Below are 23,340 nucleotides of genomic sequence, written 5' to 3' on the forward strand. Positions count from 1 at the left end.
GTCGTGCAGACCATCATCTTGCCGCCGCTCACTCGTTAATGAGTTTAATTTCAACAGCAAATCAGCGGGTAAATTTGCATAGAATCCCCTAGAAAGCAAGCCATTCGGCAAAGAGATAAACTACTTGACTTTTTTTCCGCTCGGCAACAATCTCCTTAATGAATTCAATTCACCGCCGCAGAGCGGTTAGCTAGGGGAGAGAAAATGCGGCACGGCTTCAAGGCATGGTTGGTTTGTAGCACCGCGGCGGCGGCAGCTTTGTGGTCGCCGGCGGCGCTCGCTCAGGAGAGCGGCACCGACAGCGGCGAGACCCAGTCCGAGACGGCGGCGACGGCGGCGACGACGGCACGCGGCGCCGCGGCCGCTCTCGAATCCGAAGACATCGTCGTGACCGCGCTCAAACGCTCGGACAATCTCCAGACGGTCCCCGTCGCGATCTCGGCCTATGGCGAAGAGCAGCTGCAGGCGATCAACTTCCGCGACATCGGCAGCCTCAGCTTCACGATGCCGAACGTCGCTCTCGACGACAATGGCACTTCGAAGGGCTATGCGAACTTCTCGATCCGCGGCATCGGCGTGAACAGCTCGATCCCCTCGATCGATCCGACCGTCGGCCTGTTCGTCGACGGCGTCTACCAGGGCATCAACGCCGGCCAGGTCTTCGACAATTTCGATCTCGAGGCGGTCGAGGTGCTGCGCGGTCCGCAGGGCGTGTTGTTCGGCCGCAACGTGACCGGCGGCGCGATCCTCGTGCGCAGCCGCAAACCGACCGACGAATTCGACATGCGCGGCCGCATCGCGGTCGAGACGGGCCTGCGCGTCGTTGCCGATGCCTCGGTTTCGGGTCCGATCATCGAAGGCAAGCTGCAGGCGAAGATCGCCGCCTATTACAGCTATGACAATGGCTGGTTCACCAACCTCTTCGACAATAGCGAGTTCGGGAAGGACCGGCAGTTCATCGTCCGCCCGATGCTTCGCTTCACGCCGTCGGACAATGTCGAAGTCCTGCTGCGCTACGAGCATGGCGAGGCGAACGGCGATGGCCCGGCGACGCAGAACCATGCGCTCTACTCGCGCGATTCGCACGACTTTCTCGTCAACGACCGCGGCTTCTTCCACAACAAATGGGATTCGCTCACCGGCGAGATCAATGTCGATGTCGGCTTCGGCGACGAAGGCACGATCACCAACATAGCCGGCTGGCGGCGCTTCAAGGGCGACACGCTGTCGGACCTCGACGGCGTGAACACGGTGCAGTTCAACATCGGCACCTTCACCGACCAGGAGCAGTTCAGCAACGAACTCCGCTACGCCGGAACCTTCGGGCGCCTGAAGCCGACCATCGGCGTCTATTATTTCACGCAGGACCTCACCTATCTCGAGGACCGGACGCTGGCCGGCGGCGCGGTCCGCCGCGCGGGCGGTGGCATCGGCACCTTCCAGACCTTCGGTGCCTTCGGCGCGGTCGACTGGGAGTTTATCGACACGCTGACCCTCAACCTCGGGCTGCGCTACACGTGGGAAAAGAAGGAGGTCGAGATCGCGACCGTGCGCGCGGGCGGCGCCAATTACCCGGCCCGCACGATCGTCGCCGACTTCCTCAGCGAGAAGAGCTGGAACGATCTGTCGCCGAAGATCGGCCTCCAATGGCAGCCGAGCAACCGGACGCAGGTCTATGGCTATTTCGCCAAGGGCTTCCGCAGCGGCGGCTATAACTTCCGCAACACGCTGCTCGGAGCGCCTCCGGGGCCGTTCGATTCGGAGTCGCAGGACGCCTATGAGTTCGGCGTGAAGCAGCGCATTCCGGGCGGCCGCATTAGCCTCGCGGCGTTCCAGAACACGATCAAGAATATCCAGCGCGAAGTGCAGGTCCCCGTCGTCGGCGTCGGCATCGCGCAGCTGATCCAGAATGTCGGCACCGCGCGCGTGCGCGGCTTCGAGGGCGAAGTCCAATTCTCGCCCGTCGACAATTTCGTGCTCTCGGGACAGGTCGGCTATACCGACGGCAAATATACCTCGCTCCTCGTCGACCTCAACGGCGACGGCGTGATCAACGCGACCGACTTCTCGCTGAAACTGCCGCGCCAGTCGCCCTGGACCTATGGCGCCAGCGCCACGCTCGATATTCCGATGAGCTCGGGGGTCGTCTCGGCGCGCGTGTCGTTCAATCACCGCGACCCGGCGTTCCACACCGACAACAATCTCGGCTTCTACAAGGCGGTCGACCTGCTCGATGCCAATTTGAGCTACACGCTGGACGACGGGTCGGTGACCTTCAGCATCTATGGCAAGAACCTCACCAACGAAACGACCTATGGCAATGACGCGGTCCTGCCCGACACCGCGGCCTTCGGCGGCGACGGTCCGGCGGGCCCGCGCCCCTTGCCGACCTTCTCGCCGCTTGGCCGCGGACGCGTGATTGGCGGCGAAATCAGGTTCAACTTCTGACGGACCGCCGCCGGCGCCGGCAGTTGGGGAACTGCCGGCGCCTAGCGCGCCTCGATCCGCGCGATCGCCGCTTCCATCCGTTCCATGCGCGCCGCCATATCGTCGGCGCCGGCGGCGCCGACCGAACCCGGCTGCATGCCGCGGAACACCACCGCCGTGATCCCGTCGGTGGTCTCGTCGACCGAGAAATCCCCTTCCTCGCGCAAGAAGGCCCAGGTCTGGTGCTCGATCGCGCCGAAGATCATGTCGCGCAGCAGCGGAAGCGATAGCGCGCTGTCGATCTCGCCTTTCGCATGGGCTTCCTTGAGGACCTGCATCACTCCCGACACGAAGGCGCGGTTCAGCCGGTAAAGCCGCAAATTTTTGTAATCGGGGTCGGGCCGCAATTCCATCAGTACGAAGCGCGTCAGCGCGGGCTCGTGCCGGATGATCGAGAGCGCGCGGCGGATCGTGCGGCGGAGCCGCTCCTGCGTCCCGGCAACATGGGCGATGTCTTCTTGCTGGCCGAGCAATTCCTCGAACCAGCTCTCGGCGACCTTGATGAAGAGATCGCGCTTATTCTCGAAATAGCGGTAGATCGTGCCTTCGACGACCCCGGCGCGCTCGGCGATATCGCTGATCACGCAATTCTCGTAGCCGCGTTCCGCCAGCAGCGCGCGCGCAGCCGCGATGATTTCGGCGATGCGCCGCTCGGGCGGGAGGCGGTTGGCCGGAACGCGGCGCGGTGGGCGCGGTGCCCTGGCAGGCTGTAAGCTCGTCATGCCCTACCTATGCCCCGCCCCCTCGGGGCTGTCGACCGCTTTGTAATGAGCTGGCCTCATTAGATATCCAGCCCCTTTTCCGGTCGCGGGAAGCGCGGTTCGGCACGCAGCGATCGTGCGGGGTGACGCGCGCTCAGCGGCCTGCCCTGTAATGCAGGCGGGGCCGGCAATCGTTGAGCTCAGCCGAAAGCGCCGGCTGCGCGGCAGGCATCGCGCTCGCTTTCGGCGACGCCCCAGTCGCGCAAGATGGCGTCGGTGTCGGTCCCTGGCGCCACGGGTGCACGCGGCGTTCCTGTCGGCGTCCCCCCGAAACGCGGCGCGGGAGCGGGCTGCGCAACGTCGTCCACATCGACGATCGCTTCGCGCGCGCGATTGTGCGGATGCGCGCGCGCTTCGGCGAGCGTCAGGACGGGCGCGAAACAGGCGTCGCTTCCCTCGAGACGCTCGCACCATTCGGCCTGGGTGCGCGCGCGAAAAGCTTCGGCCAGGCGGCGCCGAAGCTCGGGCCAGGCCTTGCGGTCGTTCTGCGAAGGGAGATCCGCTGCCGCCAGCCCCATTTTCTCGATCAGGATGGCGAAGAATTTCGGCTCGACCGGACCGATTGCGACGTGCCGGCCGTCGGCGGTTTCATAGGTGTCGTAGAAGGGCGCGCCGCCGTCGATGAGGTTGGTGCCGCGTCCGCCGCCCCAGGCCCCCATCTGGGCGAAGGCATATTGCATCGTCAGGAGATGGTTGACGCCGTCGACAACCGCGCCGTCGACGACCTGCCCCTTCCCGGTCGCCCGCGCGTGCGTGAGCGCGGCGAGCAGACCGATGACGAGGTAGAGCGAGCCGCCCCCGAAATCCCCGACGAGATTGAGCGGGATCGTCGGCGGCGCGCCTTCGCGGCCGATCGCGTCGAGCGCACCGGTGATCGCGATATAGTTGATGTCATGTCCCGCGCTCGGCGCGAGCGGGCCATCCTGCCCCCACCCCGTCATCCGGCCATAAACGAGCTCCGGATTCTCGGCCTCGAAGCTCTCGGGGCCGAGCCCGAGCCTCTCCATGACACCGGGACGGAAGCCTTCGATGAGCATGTCGGCGCGCCCGATCAGCGCCCGCGCGACGCCGAGACCCGACGGGTTCTGCAGATCGATCGCGATCGAGCGCTTCGAGCGTCCGAGAAGATCGTAACGGGTCGGAAAATCGACCCCGAGACCCGATTTGCCGGTGCGGTCGATACGGATGACCTCGGCGCCGAGATCGGCGAGCAGCATCCCGCAAAAGGGTGCAGGACCGATCCCCGCCATCTCGACAACCCGGCATCCCGCCAGCGGCCCCATCGCGTCATCCTCACATGTTAACTGATTTACTAATTTCCTTTTGCGACGAAGATCGGCTTCGGCGCAAGCTCTTATTGCGCGGCAGACGCTCCTATTTCCCGATATGGTCGGCGAACCTCGCCGCGCCGGGCTCAAGCTCCAGCGCAAGCCCGTTCGCGAGGTACGACACGGTGCGGTAGAAGCCAGCCAGCATGATGATCTCGAGAATCTGATCGCGGTCGAAATGCGCCGACAGAGCGGCGTATTCCGCATCCCCAAGCGTCGATGTCTCATGCAGCGCGTCGACCGCCCCGATGAGCGCCGCCTCGCGCGCATTCCAGCGCGAGAGCTCGGCGGGCACCTCGAGCAGGTCGCGGATGTCCTCCTGCGTCAGTCCCGCCTTTTGCGCAAAGATCGCAACGTGGACGCCCCACTCATATTCGCAGCCCGCGCGTGCGCAGGTGCGATCGATCACGATCTCGCGCTCGCGAAGGCTGAGCAGTCGTCCATCAAGCAGCGCACCACCGCGAAATTTACCCCATGCGCGCGGGCTGGCCGCAAGGGTCCGGAACAGGAGTAGGGGCTCTTTTCCCTTTCCCATGATGCGCTCGAACGCCTCGGCGGCATCGGCCGGATATGGTTGCTCCAGAGCAGAAAGCCTTGCCATCTCGATCTCCCAGAAGCTATCGATTCGATAGCAAATTTCTGCTACGAAAATGATAGCAAGATGGCAAGGATGGATTCCAAATGGCGACTGAGCGGCTGAACCTTCGCGGTCGGCGCCCGATCATGGCGCTGCTCGACCTCTTGGGGCAGCGGTGGGCGCTCCGGATCCTCTGGGAGCTTCGAAGCAATGCCAGGACGTCGCGCGATCTTCGCGAGGCCATCGGGATTTCGCCAACGGTCCTCCAGGCCCGGCTCGACGAATTGCGCGCCGCGGGACTAGCATACCATGAGAAGGGCAGCGGCTACCGGCTGACCCGACTCGGCGTCGAGCTTATCGCCGCTTTCGCGCCGCTCTACGGCTTCGCCTCACACTGGGCTGAAGCGCTCACACCCGGCGAAACGACCTCAGCCGGCGCAAGAACGGAGGAAGGGGCGGAAACGGCGCCTTAAGTACCGTTCCGTCCCTTCCCTTGTAGATCACATCGACCAGCCGACCGTCAGCCCGTAGGTGCGCGGCGCACCGGGATAGCCGACCAGCTGTCCCGGCAGCCCGAGCACGGTGCGCCGATAATATTTGTCGGTCGCGTTCATGACGAAGGCGCTCACCCGGAAGTCGCCAACCCGCGCCGTCGCGCGCAGGTCGAGCAGCCCGTAGCTTGGCTGCACCGCGAGTGGCGTGGTCGTGCCGTAGATCGCATTGCCCTCGCCCGGCTCGAAGTAGAACTGGCTGAGCAGCGCATAGTCGGCGCGCAGCTGGAACGAATTGTCGCCGCCGAACGGGATCGTCCACTGCGCTCCGGCATTGACCGAATGGACCGGCGCCCGGACAAGACGGGTGTCCGAGAAGTCGGTTGTCGCATTGAACGGAAACGCTTTGTATTTGGCATCGGTGTAAGCGTAGCTGAGGTTAGCCTCGAAGCGGTCCGAAGGACGCGCGACAAGCTCTAGCTCGAACCCTTTGATTTCGCTCGTCGCGGCATTGGTGATCAACGTCGCCGCGCCGCCGCCCGGCACCGCGACGACGCGCAGCACCTGGAGATCCTTATAGTCATAATAATAGGCCGAACCGTTGAAGGTCAGGCGCCGGTCGAGAAGCTGGGTCTTGAAACCGACCTCATAGGCATCGAGGCTTTCTGGCTCGAAGACGACATTCGCCTGGGCCGCCGAGAAGGGCACATATTGAAAGCCTCCCGACTTGAAGCCCTGGTTATAGCTTGCATAGAAATTGAGGTCGCGGGTCGGTTGGTACGACAGGGTTATGCGCGGGTCGAAGCTGCTGAACTTGCCGCCCTGTGCCGTGGTGAAATTGGCAGCGACGAGCGGAATGCCCGGCGCCGTCGTGGTGCCGGTCGAAACCGCGTCCTTGTCGTCTTCGGTGTAGCGGCCACCCAGCGTCAGATCGAGCTTGTCGGTGATGTGCACCGTCGCCTGCGCAAAGCCAGCAAGGCTTTTGGTAGTGTAACGAGTTGCGGCAACGTCGGTCTGAAGCGCTCCGGTCAATGCGGCCTTGACGCTGTCGACGCCGAAATTGAAGGTATCGATGCGCGTACTGCGATCGTCATAATAGAAGCCGCCGACGATCCAGTCGACCACGCCGCCGAAGGATAACGGTCCGCTCGGATCCGAAGCGAAACGAAGTTCCTGGGTGAACTGCTTGCTGCGCTCGTCGCTGACCTGCTGGATTACATCAAGCGACGTGTTGTCGAAATCGCGATCGTCAATCGCGCGGTTATGGCGATAAGCGGTGATCGCGGTGAAGGTGCCGACACCGACGTCCCACTCGATCTTGCCACTGAAGGTCTCGACGTTGCGGTCGAGCAAATTGTCACGGTTGGTACGCTCCTCGTACCGTCCAGGGCTGGTCACCGGCACCGCGCCGGCGCGCGCGAAGAAGACCGCGTTGGGATTGAGGATCGTCCCCTCGTTTTTACCCGAGAAGGAATAGCCGTCGTCGCGCAGCAGTTCGGCGATCAGGCTGACACGAAAATCGGCGCTCGGTTCAAAATCGAGCCGCAGCCGCCCGCCATAATTGTCAATTCCTTGCGCGTGATTGCCAGTCTGCGGATTTCGCATATAGCCCTCCGAGAAGGTACGCCAGCCGGCGACCCGGCCCTTCACCGTGTTGCCGAGCAGCGGCCCCGAGACCGCCGCAAATACATTATAGGCGTCGTAATTGCCGATTCCCGCCTCCGCTTCGAGTGCGAAGCTGTCGGTCGGCCCCTTGGTGATGACATTGATCGCGCCGCCGATCGTGTTACGGCCATAGAGGGTGCCCTGCGGGCCTTTGAGCACTTCGATCCGCTCGATGTCGCGCAGTGCACCGAGCGTGCCCGCGGTGCGTCCCAGATAGACTTCGTCGACGAACACGCCGACCGACGCTTCGGAGCCGGCGTCGAACTGGCGGCTGCCGATGCCGCGAATATAGAGCTGCGGCCGGGTCGCGCCCGCGCTGCCGCCGTAAAAGCCCGGAACGCGCGGTGCGATCTGGGTCAGGTTGATGATGCCGCTGCCTTCGAGCTGCTCGCTCGTAAAAGCCGAGATCGAGACCGGCACGTCTTGGAGGCGCTGCGACCTTTTCTGGGCGGTCACGATGATTTCGCCAGGCGCAGCGTCGCTGCCCTGGACATTGGTTTCGGTTTCGTTGCCCTGCGCCATCACGGGCGCGGCGCCGAGCAGCGCCAAAGTGAGGATGGACGCACCTGCGCCGCGGATCGCCTTTTGCATTGTCTCTCCCTTTCTGCCGGCTTCGTTGGCCAGCCTCGGTCTGCGCCTTCTCTTTCCGGGTCGGGCTGCAGGACGGCACTAACTGCAGAACCAAAATAATGCAAGAATTGAACAGTCAAAAAATTTCACTGTTGAATTCTTGGGCTTCATGGCACAGTCACGCCGGGAGAGGACACGCATGGGAAAGCAAGCCAGTTCGGGCAAGACGCCGGCCAGCCGCACGGTTGGAGACAAGGCGGAGGAATCCGCCGACGAGAAACGGCAGGCGAGCCTCGCCGACCTCCTCTCCTTCTATTATCCCATGCACTATAGGATCGGGATCGATGTCGAAACGGTCATGGGCCAGGGCCGCATTTCGCGGAAGCAGGGCACGATCCTCTGGCTCATCCATTCGCGCGGCGACAAGGACGGCTGGCTCCGCCGCAAGCTCATCGAGGAGCGGCTGTCGGCCTGGTTCGAAATCAGCAATTCGAGCGTTTCGAACCTGCTGCGCGAGCTCACTCGCCCCCCGCTCGAGCTTGTGAAACAGATCGAGAATCCGACCTCTGGCCGCGAGAAGCTCGTGTGCCTGACTCCGAAGGGCCGCGCCTTCATCGGCGAATCGATCCGCCAGTCGCTCGACTATCTCGGCCGCCACCTCGAACATGTCGACCAGCAGCAACTCGATCGCGGCATCCAGTTCTTCAAGCTGGCCTTCCAGCCGCTCAGCACCGACCCCGAGGCATCGGAGAGCGGCGCAAGCTGATCACATCCGGAACACGCCATAGTGCGCCGGGTCCTCGATCGGCGCGTTGAGCGAAGCCGATATCGCGATCCCGAGCGCATTGCGCGTCGCGACCGGATCGAGAATGCCATCGTCCCAAAGTTCGGACGTTGCGTGCCAGGCGCTCGCCTTGTCGGCATATTCGGCAAGGATCGGATCACGGATCCCGGCGGCCTCGGCCTCGCCGAGCGTTCGCTCCTCGCGCGCGAGTTGGCGCATCTTCACTTCGGTCAGCACATTGGCCGCCTGCTCGGCGCCCATCACCCCGACCTGTGCATGCGGCCAGGAGAAGAGAAAGCGGCTGTCGAAGGCGCGCCCCGCCATGCCATAGGTGCCCGCACCATAGCTCGCATTGGCGTTGACGGTGAACTTGGGCACGCTCGCGCCCGAGACCGCCATGATCATCTTCGCGCCATCCTTGGTGATGCCCCCGCGCTCATAATCGCGCCCGACCATGAAGCCGGTGATATTCTGGAGGAAAAGCAGCGGCGTGCGGTCCTTGTCGCATAGCTGGATGAAGTGCGTTCCCTTGAGCGCGCTTTCGGAGAAGAGCACGCCATTGTTGGCGAGGATGCCGACCTTATAGCCCCAGATGCGCGCGAAGCCGCAGACGAGCGTCGTGCCGAAGGCGGGCTGATATTCATGGAAGCGGCTGCCGTCGGCGATCCGCGCGATCACCTCGCGCATGTCGAACTGGGTGCGCGGGTCGCGCGGCAGGATACCGTAGAGCTCCTCGGGGTCATAGGCCGGGGGCTCGGCGGCCGCTTCGTCGATCCGCGTCTTCGGCCGCGGCGCGAGCGAGGCGAGGACCTCGCGCGCGAGCGCGATCGCATGGGCTTCGGACGCCGCGGGATAATCGGCGACCCCCGAGACGCTGGTGTGCATGTCGGCGCCGCCGAGCTCGTCGACGCTCACCACCTCGCCGGTCGCCGCCTTGACGAGCGGCGGCCCGCCGAGGAAGACCGCGCCGGTGCCGCGCACGATCACCGAATAATCGCTGAGCGCGGGGATATAGGCGCCGCCCGCCGTGCAATGCCCCATCACGATGGCGACTTGCGGCACCGCGAGCTTCGAGAGGATCGACTGGTTCCGGAAGATGCGTCCGGCATGATAGCGGTCGGGGAAGAAATCGGCCTGGAGCGGCAGGAACCCGCCCGCGCTGTCGCACAGATGGACGACGGGAAGCCGGTTCTCGATCGCGATGTCGAGCGCGCGGACGATCTTCTTCACCGAGTGCGGATACCAGGCGCCGCCCTTCACCGCGGGATCGTCGGCACGGATCATCACCTCGCGGCCGCCGACGATGCCGATCCCGGTCAGCTGGCCTGCGCCCGGCACCTCGCCGCCATAAGCGCGGCCTGCCGCCAGGGTGGAGAGCTCGAGGAAGGACGTGCCGGGGTCGAGCAGCGCCGCAAGCCGCTCGCGAAGCCCCATCTTCCCCTGCCGCGCGAGCCGCTCGCGATCGCGTTCCGGCCGGTCCTCGCGGGCGCTGCGCTGCCGTTCGGCGAGGTCGGCCGCAATGGCGCGGTGGTGCGCGACATTGGCCGCAAAGTCGGCCGAGGCCGTCGAAATCCTGCTGATGATGCGCCGCATATGTCAGTCCTTCGGCGTGATGGTGGCGAGCGGCGCGCCGCGATCGAACCCCTGTCCGGCCGCGACATGGAGCGCGAGCGCACCGTCCGCCGGGGCACGGAGGGTCGTCTCGAGTTTCATGCTTTCGATCACGAGCAAGGGATCCCCCTCGCAAACCTCCTGCCCCTCGGATGCGACAAGACGCACAACGAGGCCCGGCATGGGCGCCGCCACGATATTGTTGGCGCCTGCAGCGCCAGCCGCTTCATGAAAGGCGACGGGGTCGACCCAGACAAGCTCATGGATTTGGCCGCCGAGATGGACCCAAAGCCGGTCACCGTCGCGCGCATAGGCGACGGGCCAGCGATCGCCGCCAACGTTGAGCCCGTCCGCCCCCAGCGAAACGAGACGGCCATCGGCCAGCCTCGGCCCCTTCGACAGCGAAAGCGGGGCGACCATGTCGCCGATGCGCAAATATCCCTGCATCAGTTCCGCCACCTCCCCATCGCAGCGTGCATCTCCGGCACCGCCTCGAGCGCTGCCGCGACGTCGGGAACGGCAAGCGCCGCGAGCGCGCAAAGCGCGTCCAGCGTCTCGGCGCTCGGCGGCGGTTCGGCAGCCAGCCCGGCTTTCTCCGCGATGAGCCCGGTATGCATGCGTCCCGCCGCGACATCGGGATCGGCGAGCAGGCGGCGGAGATAGTTGATGTTGGTGGTCACCCCGAGGAGGGTGAGGCGCGCGAGCGCGCTGTCCATCGCGGCGAGCGCTGCCGCGCGATCGGCGCCATGGACGATGAGTTTTGCGATCATCGGGTCGAAGGCGGCATGCACCCGTTCGCCTTCGACCAAGCCGGCATCGAAGCGGGCGCCGGCGGGCGGCACAAGGCGAAGCACCGGTCCCGTGGTCGGCGTGAACCCCGCCGCCGGGTCCTCGGCATAGATACGCACTTCGATCGCATGGCCTTCACGCAAGAGACCATCCTGCCCCACCGGCAGCGGAGCACCGGCGGCGATCGCGAGCTGCTGTTCGACGAGATCGACGCCGGTGATCATCTCGGTGACCGGATGCTCGACCTGGAGCCGGGTGTTCATCTCGAGAAAATAGAATTCGCCGCCGCCGCCATAGATGAACTCGACCGTCCCCGCGCCGCGATAGTCGCAGGCGCGGGCGATGCCGGCCGCTGCCTCGCAGATGCGCTGGCGCTCGGTTTCGTCCAGCGCCGGCGAGGGAGCCTCCTCGACGATTTTCTGAAACCGGCGCTGCAGCGAGCATTCGCGCTCGAAAAGATGGAGCGCGCCGCCCTTGCCGTCGCCGAGGACCTGCACTTCGATATGACGGGGATTTTCGACATAGCGCTCGATGAACAGGCGCCCGTCGCCGAAATAGCGCTCGCCTTCCGACCGGGCGGTCGCGATCTCCTCTTCGAGCGTATCGAGATCGCGCACGATGCGCATGCCCTTGCCGCCCCCGCCCGCCGAAGGCTTGATCAGGAGCGGCGCGCCGACCGCGCGCGCATGCGCCGCAAAATTGCCGGGGTCGTCTTCCTCGATGACCGACGGCGCGACGGGAAAGCCGCGCTCCGCAACGAAGCGGCGGGCCGAGATCTTGTCGCCCATGAGATCGATCGTCTCGGGCGCTGGGCCGATCCAGACGATCCCCGCTGCCTCGACCGCGCGCGCGAAGGCGGCATTTTCGGAAAGAAATCCATAGCCCGGATGGATTGCGCCGGCGCCCATCGCCCTGGCCGCGGCGATGATCGCGTCGCCGTCGAGAAAGGCCGCGACGGGAGTGTCGCCTTCGATCATCATCGTCTCGTCGGCCAGCGCCATGGCCGGAGTCCGTCCGTCGACAGCGTGCGCGACCAGGAGCGCGCGCAGCCCTTTCGCCTTCACGGTTCGCAGGATGCGCGCCGCGATCTCGCCGCGGTTGGCCACGAGCACGCTGTCGAAAGGATAGGTCATGGCGTCACCGCGAGCCGGACGGGACGGGCAGGTCGCCGAGGCGCATGCCGCCGTCGCAGTCGAGGATCGTGCCGGTCACATAGCTCGCGGCATCGCTGCACAAAAAGGCGACGGCATCGCCGACGTCGCTGCCGCGGCCGAAATAGGGAAGCGCGAGCGCCGCCTGCACGCGATCGGCGAGATCGCCCTCGCCCGTCAGCCGCGCCAGCCCTTCGGTATCCGCAATCGGGCCCGGCGAGACACCGTTCACCCGAATACCATGAGCGCCCCATTCGAGCGCGAGGCATTTGGTGAGCATATCGACGCCCGCCTTGGCGGCGCAGGCATGCGCCTGGTTGCGCATTGCGCGCTGCGCCTGCGGCGCCGACACGGCGACGAGCGAGGCGCCCGGCCGCGTAAGATGCGCAAACGCGGCCTTGAAGACGTTGAAGGTGCCGATGAGATCTATCTCGACGACGGTGCGAAAGCCGTTGGCGGACATCTCCTCGGCGGACGCGAAGAAATTCCCCGCGGCGCCCGAGACGACGATATCGATTCCGCCGAGGTGGCGCGCCGCCTGCCCGGCGACATCCTCCATCGCGGCTGCGTCGCGCACGTCGCCCGCGATGCCGATCGCGTCGAGACCGTCAGCGCGAAGCCCCTCCGCTGCCGCCGCGATGCGCTCGGGCGTCCGGCTCGCGACGACAAGGCGCGCGCCCTGCGCGCCGAGCCGTTTCGCGATCGCGAGATTGATCCCGCTCGATGCGCCCACGACGAGCGCCTTCTTACCCGACACATTCACTGTTCCGTTGTTCCTCGATCATAGGGGGTGGGACGATGGGTCCAAAGTTCGCCCGAAAGCGCGCCGCCACCGTCGACGACCAGCGTTGCCCCGGTCACGAACGACGCAGCCGGGCTTGAAAGAAAGGCCACCGCCTGCGCGACCTCCCAAGGGTCGCCCGACCGGCGCTGGGGATTGGCGTTCGCAAAACCGGCACGGGCTTCGTCCGGATAGACGTCGAGACCCGGCGTCTCGATGAGACCGGGGGCGATGCAATTGACGCGGATCGCGTTGGGAGCCCATTCGACTGCCGCCGTCTTGCTCGCGTTGATCACCCCCGCGCGCGCGGCGCTGCTGTGAATGATGCCGGGCATGCCGCGTTCGTTCGACGCGACGATATTGACGATCGACCCCGGCCGGCCCGCGCCGATCCAGTGCGTCGCGGCGGCCTGCATCATGAGCCAGCTGCCGGTCAGGTTGGTTTCGACGACCGCGCGCCAACCCTTGGGAACGATGTCCGCGGCGGCCTGCGGATATTGCCCGCCGGCGTTGTTGACGAGAGCATCGAGCGATCCGAAACGGCCGGTGACGGCATCGAACAACCGCGCGACCGCCTCTTCGTCGCGGATATCGGTCGGCATCCAGAGGAGGTCGATCCCGTGCGCCGTCATGTCGGCGGCCGCCTGTTCCAGCCGCTCGGCCGAGCGCCCACAGATCGCGACGTGCGCGCCAAGCCGGCCGAAGAGCCAGGCGATCGCCATGCCGATGCCGCTCCCGCCGCCCGAGACCAGCACCGTCCGGCCGGCGAAGAGATCGGGTGCGAGCGCATGCGGCTCGCGCGCGAGCCGGGTCGCCGAAGTGCGCGCGACGCCGCTCATTTGAGAAGATCGGCCGCGATGATGAGCTTGCGCACTTCGGTCGTTCCGGCGCCGATCTCCATCAGCTTGATCGAACGGAAGAGCCGGTTGATCTCGCTCTCCCAGATATAGCCGGTGCCGCCATGGATCTGCACCGCCTCGTTGAGAACGCGGTTGGCGGTTTCCGCGGCATACATCACCGACGCGGCGGTGAGCGCATGGATGCGTCCGCGCCCGCCCTCGCCGTGCGCGATGGCCGTACATTCGGCGAGAACCTGATAGGTGAAGCTGCGCATCGTCTCGATCCAGACGAACATGTCGGCGAGCTTGGCCTGGATCATCTGGAAACCCGCGATCGGCTGGCCGAACTGTTCGCGCGTCTTGGCATGTTCGATCGTGAGTTCCAGCGCGCGCTCGCAGATGCCGAGCATGATCGGCGAGATGATCGCGCGCTCGAGGTCGAGCCCGCTCATCACCACCGCGACCCCCTGATTTTCCCCGCGCAGCCGGTTGGCGGCGGGAACGCGGCACTCTTCGAAGACGAGCTCGGCGGTCTGGCTGCCGCGAAATCCCATCTTCGTCAGTTTCTGCGCGACCTTGAACCCCGGGGTGTCGGTTTCGACGACGAAGGCCGATATGCCCTTGGGACCCGCCGCCATGTCGGTCTTGGCGTAGACAAGGACCGCGTCGGCGACGGGCCCGTTGGTGATGTAGATCTTGCCGCCGTTCAGGACATAATCGTCGCCATCGCGCCGCGCGCTCGTGCGCATCGAGCCGAGCGCGTCGGATCCGGCACCCGGCTCGGTGAGCCCCAGCGCCCCGATCCACTCGCCGCTGAGCAGCTTCGGCAGGAAGCGCGCACGCTGCTCGTCGCTGGCATTGGCATAGACGTTGCCGAGACAGAGATTTTCGTGGACCACCCAGGCGAGCGCAAAGGCGTGGTTCGAGCGGGCGAAAGCCTGGGCAACGAGGCCGGTGGTAAAGATGTCGGCGCCGGTTCCGCCTAGCTCGGCAGGCACGCTGATCCCGAAATAGCCAAGCTTGCCGAGCGACCGAAACATCGCGTCGGGCCACCATTCCTCATCGTCCATCCGGGCCGCGAGCGGCCTCAGCTCCGAGCGGGCAAAACGGTCGGCTTCGTCGAAGATCTGTTGATGCTCGGGCGACAGCGCCGTGCTCCACGGCGCCATATCGATTGCATGGCTGGCCAAAATCTTCTCCCCGATCCGTCTTTTGCTGTTGGGCCGTCTCCTATGCAAGATTGTTCAATATCGCAAGTGTTCAAAATTTGCATAATCTGCCGCGCCGCGCATAATGCGGGAGAATCGACAAGAATCGGGAGAGAGATATGACCGCATCGAACTGCGCCTCCGCGCTCGCGGGAGCCCGGTCGTGAACCCGCAAGTGGTAGCGCAGAGCGCGCCGGACCGCGCCGCGACGATCATGGCCGCGACCGGCGAGACGATGACCTATGGCGAGCTCGACAGTCTCGCCCGCAAGTTCGCCGGGCTGCTGCGGAGGCTCGGGTTCGGGCCGGGCGATCATCTCGCCATGATGATCGACAACGAGATCATGTACCACCCGGTGGCATGGGGCGCCTGGTATGCGGGGCTCTATTTCACGCCCGTCAGCACGCGCCTGACAGCGAGCGAAGTGGCCTATCTGGTCGAGGACAGCGGTTCGCGGATCGTCATCGCCTCCCCTGCCCATGAGGGTCTGATCGGCGAAATCAAACCGGGGCTACCGCAGGTCGCGCACTGGATTCTCACCGGCCCGGGCGCTGGAGGAACACCATCCTTGCGCACCCTGATCGAATCCGAGGCCGAACTCGCGGTCGGGCCGACCGACGCCGTCGGCGCCGACATGCTCTATTCTTCGGGCACCACGGGGCGCCCGAAAGGCATCAAGCCGCGCGGCGGTGCCAAGCGCGACGAACCGAACCCGCTCGCTTCGCTTCTGACGCAGCTCTACGGCTTCGACGCCGCGACGCGTTACCTGACCCCGGCACCGCTCTATCATGGCTCGCCTACCAAATATTCGATGGCGGTCCACCGCGCCGGCGGCACGAACATCATCATGGAAGGCTTCGATGCCGAGGGCGCGCTTGCGGCCATCGACCGCCATCGCGTAACCCACAGCCAGTGGGTCCCGACGATGCTCCAGCGCATGGCGCGGCTGCCCGACGAGACCAAGGCGCGCTACGACCTGTCGAGCCACCGCGTCGCGATCCATGCGGCCGCGCCTTGCCCGCCGGAACTCAAGCAGCAGATGATCGACTGGTGGGGCCCGATCGTCTGGGAGTTTTACGCAGGGTCCGAGGCGGTCGGCTATACGTCGATCGATAGCGCCGAGGCCCTCGCCCGCCCGGGATCGGTCGGCCGCTCGGTCTTTGGCGACCTCCATATCCTGGACGGCGATGGCAAGGCGCTGCCGGCGCGCGAGATCGGCCATATCTATTTCGCCAACGGACCCGCGATGGAATATCACAAGGACCCGGCGAAGACCGCGCGCGCCTATAATGACCGCGGCTGGGTGACGCTCGGCGACATGGGCTGGCTCGATGAGGAGGGGTATCTCTATCTTGCCGATCGCAAGGATTTCATGATCATCACCGGCGGGGTCAATGTCTATCCGGCCGAGATCGAGCAATTGCTCGTCATGCATCCCGAGGTCGACGATGCTGCGGTGTTCGGCATCCCCAACGAGGATTTCGGGCAGGAGGTGAAGGCTGTCATCCAGCCAGGGGTCTGGCCCGACGACGAAGCGGCCTTCCAGGACGCGATCATCGCCTATTGCCGCGCGCATCTTTCACGGATCAAAGTGCCCCGCTCGGTCGACCTTTCGCCCGAATTGCCACGCCAACCCAACGGCAAACTCTACAAGACCGCGCTCCGCGCCGCCTATCTGAAGGAAAGCCAGTCATGATCAGCAAGGCCGAAAGCGAGGCCGTCGTCACCGAATATGAGGCGGGATTGCTCCGGATCAGTCTCGACCGGCCGGCAAACGGCAATGCCGTCACCCCGGGCCTCATCGCCGACCTCATGGGCGCGGTGGCCGAAGCCGAGGATCCCGACGTTCGCGCGGTCCTGATCGCGGGATCGGGCGCCAATTTCTGCGCCGGGGCAGATCTCAAGCATTTTGCCGGGAAGCTCGACCGCGTCGCAGACGAGCTGCAGGAGATGGCGACCGGCTTTCACGCGATGCTCGAGCGGCTCTACCGCCTGCCCAAACCGGTCGTGGCCGCTGTACAGGGTACGGCAATCGGCGCCGGCTTCGGACTGGCGCTCGCCGCCGACCTCGTCGTCGCGGGCCGGTCCGCGCGCTTTTCGACGGGCTATGCCCGGCTGGGCCTCAGCGCCGATGCGGGCGTCAGCTGGTTTCTGACACAGGCCCTCGGGCCGCGCCAAGCCGGGGCTCTGCTGATGACCGCGCGTTTTCTTGGCGCCGGCGAGGCCCATTCGCTCGGCCTGATCGACGAGGTTGTCGAGGACGAGGCCTTGCCTGCAGCCGCCGAAACCGCCGCGCGGGCCTTTGCCGCGGGACCCGGCGGAGCCTACGCGGCCATCAAGGCGCTGACCCGCGCAGCGCGCGGCAACGACCTGCCCGCGCAGCTCGCACTCGAGGAAGCGCATGTCGTTCGCCTCGCGCGCGACCCCGCTGTCGCCGCAGCGATGGCGGCGATGCTGAAGCCGCGAAGCTAGGCAACGATCAGACCTCATACTTGCGCCGTCCCCGCTGCATCGTGCAAGGTAGCGGGCGAAGGGGACGATGCGTCAATGGAAGAGAGTGAAAATGGAAGTACGCGCGCGCGGCGCGCCGGGCCGGACGCGTTTGCCGAACGTGTGCTCGGCTATTTCTATCCCGTCCACTACCGGTTCGGGATGGAGATGGAGCAGGCGATGGGCCAGGGCCAGCTCGGCCGGAAGCAAGCGGCCCTCCTCTGGCTTCTTCATTCCGAGGCCGGCAGTGATGGCTGGATGCCCCGCAAGGACATCGAGGCGACGCTCGGCTCCTGGTTCGAAATGAGCCCGCCGAATGTCACCAAGATCATCCGCGACACCGCGAGTCCACCGCACGAGATGATCGAGATTATCGAGAGCCCGGGATCAGGACGCGAGAAGCTTCTGCGGCTCACACCCGACGGGCGCGCGTTCGTAAGCACGATGATCGCTTCGGCCACGAAATTTCTCACCGGGCGCGTTGGCCATATGGAACAGGCCAAGCTTGCTGCGGGACTCGCCTTTCTCGAAGAAGCCTTTGGACCGGAAACCAATTTACCACTTTGAAACTTCCAACTTGGAATCTTACAGAAACTGCATAATATAGCCGCGGCAGCGTCAGGCTGCGCACGGCGAGTCGCATCAGCGACCGCAGGTTCGGGAGAGGACAGGATGGAATTTCGGAAACTGCGCCGCCGCGCGCTCATGGCCTTGTGCGCGAGCGCCGCTTTCACCCCCGCCGCGGCATGGGCGCAAGGCGACAGCGACAGCGACGGCGCGGCTGCACCCGACGACGGCACCATCATCGTCACGGCGCAGAAGCGCGAGCAGCGCCTCCAGGACGTGCCGGTCTCGGTCACCGCCCTCGGCAGCGCACAGCTGGAAGCCGCGGGGATCGACAGCGGAACCGAGATCGCCCGTCAGACCCCCAATCTTCGCGTCTCGGTGCTCGGCGACGAGAGCCAGCCGAAGTTCGCGATCCGCGGCATCTCGACCCCCGAGTTCAACCTCAACGCGATCTCGCCGACCGGCGTCTTCTACGACGAAGTCTATGTCGGCTCGTCCTTTCTCGGCGGCGCCCAGATTTTCGATATCGAGCGCGTCGAGGTGCTGCGCGGACCGCAGGGCACGCTGTTCGGCAAGAATACGACGGCGGGCGCGATCAACTTCATCTCGCGCGCGCCGACCTTTCGCAACGAGGGCGAGATCAGCGTCGGGTACGGCGAGTATAATTATGCCGAGATCAAGGGCGCCGGCGAGGCGCCGCTGATCGAAGACAAGCTCTCGGTGCGCTTCGCCTTCAACGTCGCCCATTCGGACGGTTATATCGAGAATGTGAACCCCGCGGGGCGCGACCTCTCCAACATCGACCGCAAGGCCGGTCGCCTCACGATCGGCTACAAGGACGACACGGGGTTCGATGCCACGCTGCGGCTCTTCGCGGTCCAGAACGACGCGCGCGCGATCGGCGCGATCAACGAGGGCCTCGGCCCGGGCGGCACCAATGCCTTCGGCCTCAACCCCCGCCTCAATCCGTTCGACGGCACGCCCCTCACCCGCCACCAGGTCGCGACCGACCGCTCGGGCGTGATCGAGGTACGCGGCCGCGGCGCAATCCTGACGATGAACAGGGATCTGGGCGGTGTCACGCTGACCTCGATCAGCTCCTATATCGGCGGCCACTTCCTCAACCTCGTCGATGGCGACGGCACGATCGCGCCGCTGCTCCACATCGATTTCGGATCGAAAACCGAGGAATATAGCCAGGATCTCCGCCTCTCGACCAATGGCAGCGGTCCGTTCAACGCGATCGTCGGCCTCTACCACCAGCGCGACGATATCGACATCGAGACGACCTATCTGCTGTTCGGCGGCCCGCCGGTCTTCCCGGTGCTCACCCAGAGCTATGAGCAGGCGCGCCGCTCCTACGCCGTCTACGCCGACGGCACCTTCGACCTGTCCGCCGCCCTCGCCGTCTACGGCGGCCTTCGCTACACATGGGACAAGGGCCGGCTCACCAATTTCCAGGTCGCGCCGATCATCCCGGTCCAGGCCGACAAGAGCTACAGCGACGGCGAACCGACCGGGCGCATCGGGGTCCGGCTGAAGCCTGCCGACGACATCATGCTCTACGGCCAGTTCGCGCGCGGATACCGCAGCAGCGCGATCAACGGCGGGGCGCTCACCAACCCCGCCGACCTCAACGTCGCCAATCCCGAAAAGCTCGACAGCTGGGAAGTCGGCCTGAAATCGCAATTGTTCGATCGCATGCTGACCTTCAACGTCTCGGCCTTCCTCTACAAGTTCCGCAATCAGCAGTTCATCAACGTCGTCGGCATCGGCACGCAGCAGCTCGTCAACGCCGGTCGTTCCGAGATCAAGGGTATCGAGATCGAGGCCGCGCTTCGCCCCGCCGAGGGCCTGAGCTTGACCGCCGGGCTCGGCCTCCTCGACAGCAAATATAAGGAGCTGCTGCTCAACGGGGTCGATCTTTCGGGCAACGAGTTGATCGAGGCGCCGCACCGCACCCTCAACCTTGCGGCCGACTATCGCGTGCCCGTCGGCGCCGAAGGCTCGCTGAGCTTCCATTTCGATGCCACCAACGTCACCCGGCAATATTTCTCGGCGACGAACAGCGCCGATTTCCGCGTCCCGGCGTTTTGGGACGTCGGCGCGCGCATCGCTTTCGTCGAGCCATCGGGCCGCTTCGAGATCGCCGCTTATGCCAAGAACCTCACCGACAACCGCAAGTCGACGGGCATCCAGATCGATCCCTCGACGCTCACCAAATTCTCTACCGTGCCCTATCCGCGCCGCTTCGGTGTCGAGCTGACGGCGCGGTTCCGGTGAGCGAAGCCGCGATCGAGGAAGAGCTTTTCCGGCTGCCCGCGCGCGGTGGTCATGCCCCGCTCGCGCGGCGCTGGTCCGTCGGTGCCCCGCCGCGCGCGATGTTGATCGTCGCGCACGGAATGGGTGAGCATGCAGGCCGCTATCTCGCGCCGCTCGCCCCGATCATCCGCCGCGGGGTCGACGTCGCGGCGATCGACCATCGCGGGCATGGCGAGGATGCGCTCGCGGCAGCCTCGCTCGGCGACTATGGCGAAGGCGGGTTCGCGGGTGTCGAGGCCGACCTTCTCGCGCTCGTCGACTGGGCCCGCGCGGCGGCGCCTGGCCGCCCCGTCATCCTTCTTGGCCACTCGATGGGTTCGATGATCGCGCAGGCGCTGGCGATCGATCATGGCGACCGGCTCGACGGTCTCATCCTCTCGGGATCGGTCGCGGTCGACCATATTCCGGCGGGCGGCGACCCCGCCGGGCTGATCGCGGCGTTGAATTCGCCGTTCGAACCCGCGCGCACCCCGTTCGACTGGCTGAGCCGCGACGAGGCCGAGGTCGACCTCTATCTCGCCGATCCGCTCTGCGCTTTCGGCCTTACAGACGCGAGCTTCGCCTCGCTCGCTGCCGCGGGGCCGCGCCTCGCCGATGCGGACGCGCTCGCGGCCATTCCGGCGAGCCTTCCCATTTATATCTTCTCGGGCGACATGGATCCGCTCCACTGCGTTCTCGGCGGCGTGACGCCGCTGATCGAGCGCTACGAGGCGGCGGGCAAGACCGTCGAGAGCCGCCTCTATGCGGGCGGGCGCCACGAAATGCTGAACGAGACCAACCGGGCCGAGGTCGTTGGCGACCTCTGGCGCTGGCTCGAGCCGCTCCTGTCCGAAGGGAAAGGCTGAGACCCGCCGCCACGCCCGCCGACCGATCCACAATGATAAACAATCGGGAGACGGACTATGAAGACGCTTACCAGCACGCTCTTGAAAGCGGGGGCGTTGCTCGCCGCCGCGCTGGCCGCCACGCCGGCGATGGCGTGGGATATCTGCTGGACGAACTGCGATTTTACGCGGACCAAATATCCGATCGTCCTCGAACATGGGCTCGCGGGCTTTAACGAGCTGGGCGGCGTCCTCCCCTATTGGAACGGCATCCCCGAAAATCTGCGATCGACCGGCGCCGAAGTCTATGTGACGCAGGTCAGCCCGTTCAACAGCTCGGTCGTGCGCGGCGAGTCGCTCATCGCCCAGCTCGATGACATCCGAGCCATCAAGGGCAATAACAGCCTCAAATTCAACCTGATCGGGCACAGTCAGGGCGGCCTCGACATCCGCTATGTCGCCGCAGTGCGCCCCGACCTCGTCGCCTCATTGACCACCGTCGGCTCGCCGCACAAGGGCTCGGACCTCATCACCTTCGACGTCAATGGCCAGCTCGTTCCGACGCCTGCCACCAACGCCTTCAGCAATTTCGTCAGCATGGTCTGGAGCTCCCTCGGCGGCAGCCCCGACCCGATCAGCATCACCGCGGTGCTCAAGAATTTCTCGCCGGCGGGAATCGCGGCCTTCAATGCGAGCTTCCCGGCGGGCATGCCGACGACGTCCTGCGGCCAAGGGCAGGCGGTCACCCAGACCAGCGCGGGGCCGATCCGCAACTATAGCTGGTCGGGCGACGCACCCTTCACCAATGTCTATGACCCGAGCGACCCCGCGATGGTCGCGCTCAGCCTGTTCTACGACGAGCCGAACGACGGGCTGGTCGAGCGATGCGCCAGCCATTTCGGCACGGTTATCCGCGACAATTACCGGATGAATCATCTCGACGAGGTCAATAATCTCTTCGGGCTGACTTCGGTGCTCGAGGTTGACCCGCGCACCCTCTATCGCAACCACGCGAACCGGCTGAAGTTAGCGGGCCTGTGAAACGAGGAACCGCGCACGCCCGGCCGCATCGCAGGGCGGTCGTCATCGTGAGCGGCAGCGCGCTGCTCCTCGCGGCCATTGCGGCCTGGTGCATGGTTCCGGGAAGCGGCACCGGTGATGGCGAGCGCGGTTCGGTCGTCTTGCTCGCCGACACCGGCACGGCGGGAGCCGCGCGGGCGACTGTCGTAATCCCGGCGGCGGCGCATGCACCGCTGCCGGCATCGCTGGCCGGAACCGCCGTCGACGGCGGTTTCACGATCGACGGCGCCGGGCATTTCGTGCCCGACAGCAATGCCCTTCGTGTCTTCGAATATTTCTTCAGCGCCAAGGGCGAGGAAAGCCAGGAGGTGCTCCGCGGGCGTATCCTCCTTCACGCGGTCAACAGCGGGCTCGGCGAGAGCGCCGTTGCCGAGATCGCGGCCGTCCTCGATCGCTATATCGCGTATCAGGGCGCCGCGCGCGCGACGCTTGCCTCGGGGGCTGTGGGCCCGGCGGACCTCGGTGCAAGAGTTGCCGATATGCGCGCACTGCGAAGTACAACCCTCGGCCCCGCGCTTGCAAAGGCCTTTTATGGCGACGACGCAGAACTTGCCGACATCGAGATGCGGCGCCAGGCGATCCTCCGCAATGGGTCGATGACGAAGGACGATCGGCAGCGCGCACTCGCTGCGATCGAGGCGGAGTTGCCGACCGAGATAATTGGCGTCCGAAAACTCTCGAGCGCGCCGACGGCCTTGCACCTCAAGGTCGAGGCCCTTCGCGCATCGGGCGCCGCTGCCGACGAAATCGCCGCGCTCAGGCGCTCGGAATATGGCGCGGGCGCCGCCGAGCGCCTCGCTATGCTCGACAGGTCACGCGAAACGTGGAGTCAGCGCATGACCGTCTATCGCAGCGAGGAACAGGGACTGCGCTCGACCTACGGCAGTCCGGAAAGCGCATCCTATCGGCGAGCGCTTGAGTCACTCCGCCAGCGGCACTTTTCCGCGGCGGAACTCGTCCGGGTTCAGGCGTTGGACGCAGAGGGGCTCTGAGTGACCGGCGTTGCGCACTTTCG

At 65.5% G+C, this 23,340-nt stretch carries 20 protein-coding genes; 10 read left to right on the forward strand and 10 right to left on the reverse strand.

Annotation, left to right across the window (positions count from 1 at the left end):
* Positions 1–204 precede the first annotated feature (204 nt).
* Positions 205–2,448, forward strand: a complete 2,244-nt coding sequence (locus tag LH19_RS26085; RefSeq protein ID WP_082396425.1) for a TonB-dependent receptor — start codon at positions 205–207, stop codon at positions 2,446–2,448.
* Positions 2,449–2,489: 41 nt separating this feature from the next.
* Here LH19_RS26085 and LH19_RS26090 read toward each other — a convergent pair whose 3' ends face one another.
* The 3 genes from LH19_RS26090 to LH19_RS26100 all read right to left on the reverse strand — a co-directional run bounded on the left by LH19_RS26090 (position 2,490) and on the right by LH19_RS26100 (position 5,177).
* On the reverse strand, positions 2,490–3,209 hold the full coding sequence (locus LH19_RS26090) for a TetR/AcrR family transcriptional regulator (protein WP_082396426.1): 720 nt from the start codon (positions 3,207–3,209) through the stop codon (positions 2,490–2,492).
* A gap of 179 nt (positions 3,210–3,388) precedes the next feature.
* Complete coding sequence (locus LH19_RS26095) at positions 3,389–4,531, reverse strand: CaiB/BaiF CoA transferase family protein (RefSeq protein WP_054734948.1); 1,143 nt, start codon at positions 4,529–4,531, stop codon at positions 3,389–3,391.
* 91 nt (positions 4,532–4,622) lie between these two features.
* A complete protein-coding gene (locus tag LH19_RS26100) occupies positions 4,623–5,177 on the reverse strand; it encodes a carboxymuconolactone decarboxylase family protein (protein WP_054734951.1) in 555 nt (184 codons plus the stop codon).
* A gap of 80 nt (positions 5,178–5,257) precedes the next feature.
* Here LH19_RS26100 and LH19_RS26105 point away from each other — a divergent pair, with 80 nt between their 5' ends.
* Positions 5,258–5,626, forward strand: coding sequence for a winged helix-turn-helix transcriptional regulator (locus LH19_RS26105; RefSeq protein ID WP_234716222.1), 369 nt, complete (start codon positions 5,258–5,260; stop codon positions 5,624–5,626).
* Positions 5,627–5,653: 27 nt separating this feature from the next.
* On the opposite strand, the gene LH19_RS26110 is transcribed toward LH19_RS26105, so the two are convergent.
* Positions 5,654–7,900 (reverse strand): TonB-dependent receptor, encoded by a 2,247-nt coding sequence (locus LH19_RS26110; RefSeq protein WP_062913035.1) that lies wholly within the window; start codon positions 7,898–7,900, stop codon positions 5,654–5,656.
* 178 nt (positions 7,901–8,078) lie between these two features.
* On the opposite strand from LH19_RS26110, the gene LH19_RS26115 reads away from it, so the two are divergent.
* Positions 8,079–8,645, forward strand: a complete 567-nt coding sequence (locus LH19_RS26115; RefSeq protein WP_054734958.1) for a winged helix DNA-binding protein — start codon at positions 8,079–8,081, stop codon at positions 8,643–8,645.
* Here the strand turns inward: LH19_RS26115 and LH19_RS26120 are convergent, their stop codons facing one another.
* The 6 genes from LH19_RS26120 to LH19_RS26145 are packed head-to-tail and all read right to left on the reverse strand — an operon-like array spanning position 8,646 to position 15,003.
* Complete coding sequence (locus LH19_RS26120; RefSeq protein ID WP_054734961.1) at positions 8,646–10,256, reverse strand: acyl-CoA carboxylase subunit beta; 1,611 nt, start codon at positions 10,254–10,256, stop codon at positions 8,646–8,648.
* A gap of 3 nt (positions 10,257–10,259) precedes the next feature.
* Positions 10,260–10,721: an acetyl-CoA carboxylase biotin carboxyl carrier protein subunit gene (locus LH19_RS26125; protein ID WP_145923684.1), complete on the reverse strand. Its 462-nt coding sequence runs from the start codon at positions 10,719–10,721 to the stop codon at positions 10,260–10,262.
* Positions 10,721–12,196: an acetyl-CoA carboxylase biotin carboxylase subunit gene (locus LH19_RS26130; RefSeq protein WP_054734967.1), complete on the reverse strand. Its 1,476-nt coding sequence runs from the start codon at positions 12,194–12,196 to the stop codon at positions 10,721–10,723. The genes LH19_RS26125 and LH19_RS26130 overlap by 1 nt, the downstream gene beginning before the upstream one ends.
* A 4-nt stretch (positions 12,197–12,200) precedes the next feature.
* On the reverse strand, positions 12,201–12,971 hold the full coding sequence (locus LH19_RS26135; RefSeq protein WP_234716223.1) for an SDR family oxidoreductase: 771 nt from the start codon (positions 12,969–12,971) through the stop codon (positions 12,201–12,203).
* 2 nt (positions 12,972–12,973) lie between these two features.
* Positions 12,974–13,834, reverse strand: a complete 861-nt coding sequence (locus LH19_RS26140) for an SDR family oxidoreductase (protein WP_054734973.1) — start codon at positions 13,832–13,834, stop codon at positions 12,974–12,976.
* Positions 13,831–15,003, reverse strand: coding sequence for an acyl-CoA dehydrogenase family protein (locus LH19_RS26145; RefSeq protein ID WP_054734976.1), 1,173 nt, complete (start codon positions 15,001–15,003; stop codon positions 13,831–13,833). The genes LH19_RS26140 and LH19_RS26145 overlap by 4 nt, the downstream gene beginning before the upstream one ends.
* A 202-nt stretch (positions 15,004–15,205) precedes the next feature.
* On the opposite strand from LH19_RS26145, the gene LH19_RS26150 reads away from it, so the two are divergent.
* From LH19_RS26150 to LH19_RS26180, 7 genes are all read left to right on the forward strand, one after another.
* Positions 15,206–16,738, forward strand: a complete 1,533-nt coding sequence (locus LH19_RS26150; protein WP_054735437.1) for an AMP-binding protein — start codon at positions 15,206–15,208, stop codon at positions 16,736–16,738.
* On the forward strand, positions 16,735–17,514 hold the full coding sequence (locus LH19_RS26155) for an enoyl-CoA hydratase/isomerase family protein (protein ID WP_054734979.1): 780 nt from the start codon (positions 16,735–16,737) through the stop codon (positions 17,512–17,514). Before LH19_RS26150 ends, LH19_RS26155 begins: the two co-directional genes overlap by 4 nt.
* Positions 17,515–17,589: 75 nt before the next feature.
* The gene (locus LH19_RS26160) at positions 17,590–18,099 is read left to right on the forward strand and encodes a helix-turn-helix domain-containing protein (protein ID WP_054734981.1); all 510 of its coding nucleotides are present in this window, start codon (positions 17,590–17,592) and stop codon (positions 18,097–18,099) included.
* A 105-nt stretch (positions 18,100–18,204) separates the two neighbouring features.
* On the forward strand, positions 18,205–20,382 hold the full coding sequence (locus LH19_RS26165) for a TonB-dependent receptor (protein WP_054734984.1): 2,178 nt from the start codon (positions 18,205–18,207) through the stop codon (positions 20,380–20,382).
* Positions 20,379–21,266, forward strand: coding sequence for an alpha/beta fold hydrolase (locus tag LH19_RS26170; protein WP_054734988.1), 888 nt, complete (start codon positions 20,379–20,381; stop codon positions 21,264–21,266). The genes LH19_RS26165 and LH19_RS26170 overlap by 4 nt, the downstream gene beginning before the upstream one ends.
* 57 nt (positions 21,267–21,323) lie before the next feature.
* The gene (locus LH19_RS26175) at positions 21,324–22,286 is read left to right on the forward strand and encodes a lipase family alpha/beta hydrolase (protein ID WP_054734990.1); all 963 of its coding nucleotides are present in this window, start codon (positions 21,324–21,326) and stop codon (positions 22,284–22,286) included.
* 47 nt (positions 22,287–22,333) lie between these two features.
* Positions 22,334–23,317 carry a lipase secretion chaperone gene (locus LH19_RS26180; RefSeq protein ID WP_145923685.1) on the forward strand — a complete coding sequence of 328 codons (984 nt, stop codon included), beginning with the start codon at positions 22,334–22,336 and terminating at the stop codon, positions 23,315–23,317.
* Positions 23,318–23,340 lie beyond the last annotated feature (23 nt).

It is taken from the genome of Sphingopyxis macrogoltabida, from assembly GCF_001314325.1.
GTDB lineage: Bacteria > Pseudomonadota > Alphaproteobacteria > Sphingomonadales > Sphingomonadaceae > Sphingopyxis > Sphingopyxis macrogoltabida.

Coding starts and splice junctions, on each gene's coding strand:
- LH19_RS26115 (WP_054734958.1), top strand. CDS start 8,079: ATGGGAAAGCAAGCCAGTTCGGGCAAGACGCCGGCCAGCCGCACGGTT.
- LH19_RS26085 (WP_082396425.1), top strand. CDS start 205: ATGCGGCACGGCTTCAAGGCATGGTTGGTTTGTAGCACCGCGGCGGCG.
- LH19_RS26155 (WP_054734979.1), top strand. CDS start 16,735: ATGATCAGCAAGGCCGAAAGCGAGGCCGTCGTCACCGAATATGAGGCG.
- LH19_RS26095 (WP_054734948.1), bottom strand. CDS start 4,531: ATGGGGCCGCTGGCGGGATGCCGGGTTGTCGAGATGGCGGGGATCGGT.
- LH19_RS26120 (WP_054734961.1), bottom strand. CDS start 10,256: ATGCGGCGCATCATCAGCAGGATTTCGACGGCCTCGGCCGACTTTGCG.
- LH19_RS26110 (WP_062913035.1), bottom strand. CDS start 7,900: ATGCAAAAGGCGATCCGCGGCGCAGGTGCGTCCATCCTCACTTTGGCG.
- LH19_RS26130 (WP_054734967.1), bottom strand. CDS start 12,196: ATGACCTATCCTTTCGACAGCGTGCTCGTGGCCAACCGCGGCGAGATC.
- LH19_RS26090 (WP_082396426.1), bottom strand. CDS start 3,209: ATGACGAGCTTACAGCCTGCCAGGGCACCGCGCCCACCGCGCCGCGTT.
- LH19_RS26100 (WP_054734951.1), bottom strand. CDS start 5,177: ATGGCAAGGCTTTCTGCTCTGGAGCAACCATATCCGGCCGATGCCGCC.
- LH19_RS26140 (WP_054734973.1), bottom strand. CDS start 13,834: ATGAGCGGCGTCGCGCGCACTTCGGCGACCCGGCTCGCGCGCGAGCCG.
- LH19_RS26125 (WP_145923684.1), bottom strand. CDS start 10,721: ATGCAGGGATATTTGCGCATCGGCGACATGGTCGCCCCGCTTTCGCTG.
- LH19_RS26105 (WP_234716222.1), top strand. CDS start 5,258: ATGGCGACTGAGCGGCTGAACCTTCGCGGTCGGCGCCCGATCATGGCG.
- LH19_RS26165 (WP_054734984.1), top strand. CDS start 18,205: ATGGAATTTCGGAAACTGCGCCGCCGCGCGCTCATGGCCTTGTGCGCG.
- LH19_RS26175 (WP_054734990.1), top strand. CDS start 21,324: ATGAAGACGCTTACCAGCACGCTCTTGAAAGCGGGGGCGTTGCTCGCC.
- LH19_RS26160 (WP_054734981.1), top strand. CDS start 17,590: ATGGAAGAGAGTGAAAATGGAAGTACGCGCGCGCGGCGCGCCGGGCCG.
- LH19_RS26145 (WP_054734976.1), bottom strand. CDS start 15,003: ATGGCGCCGTGGAGCACGGCGCTGTCGCCCGAGCATCAACAGATCTTC.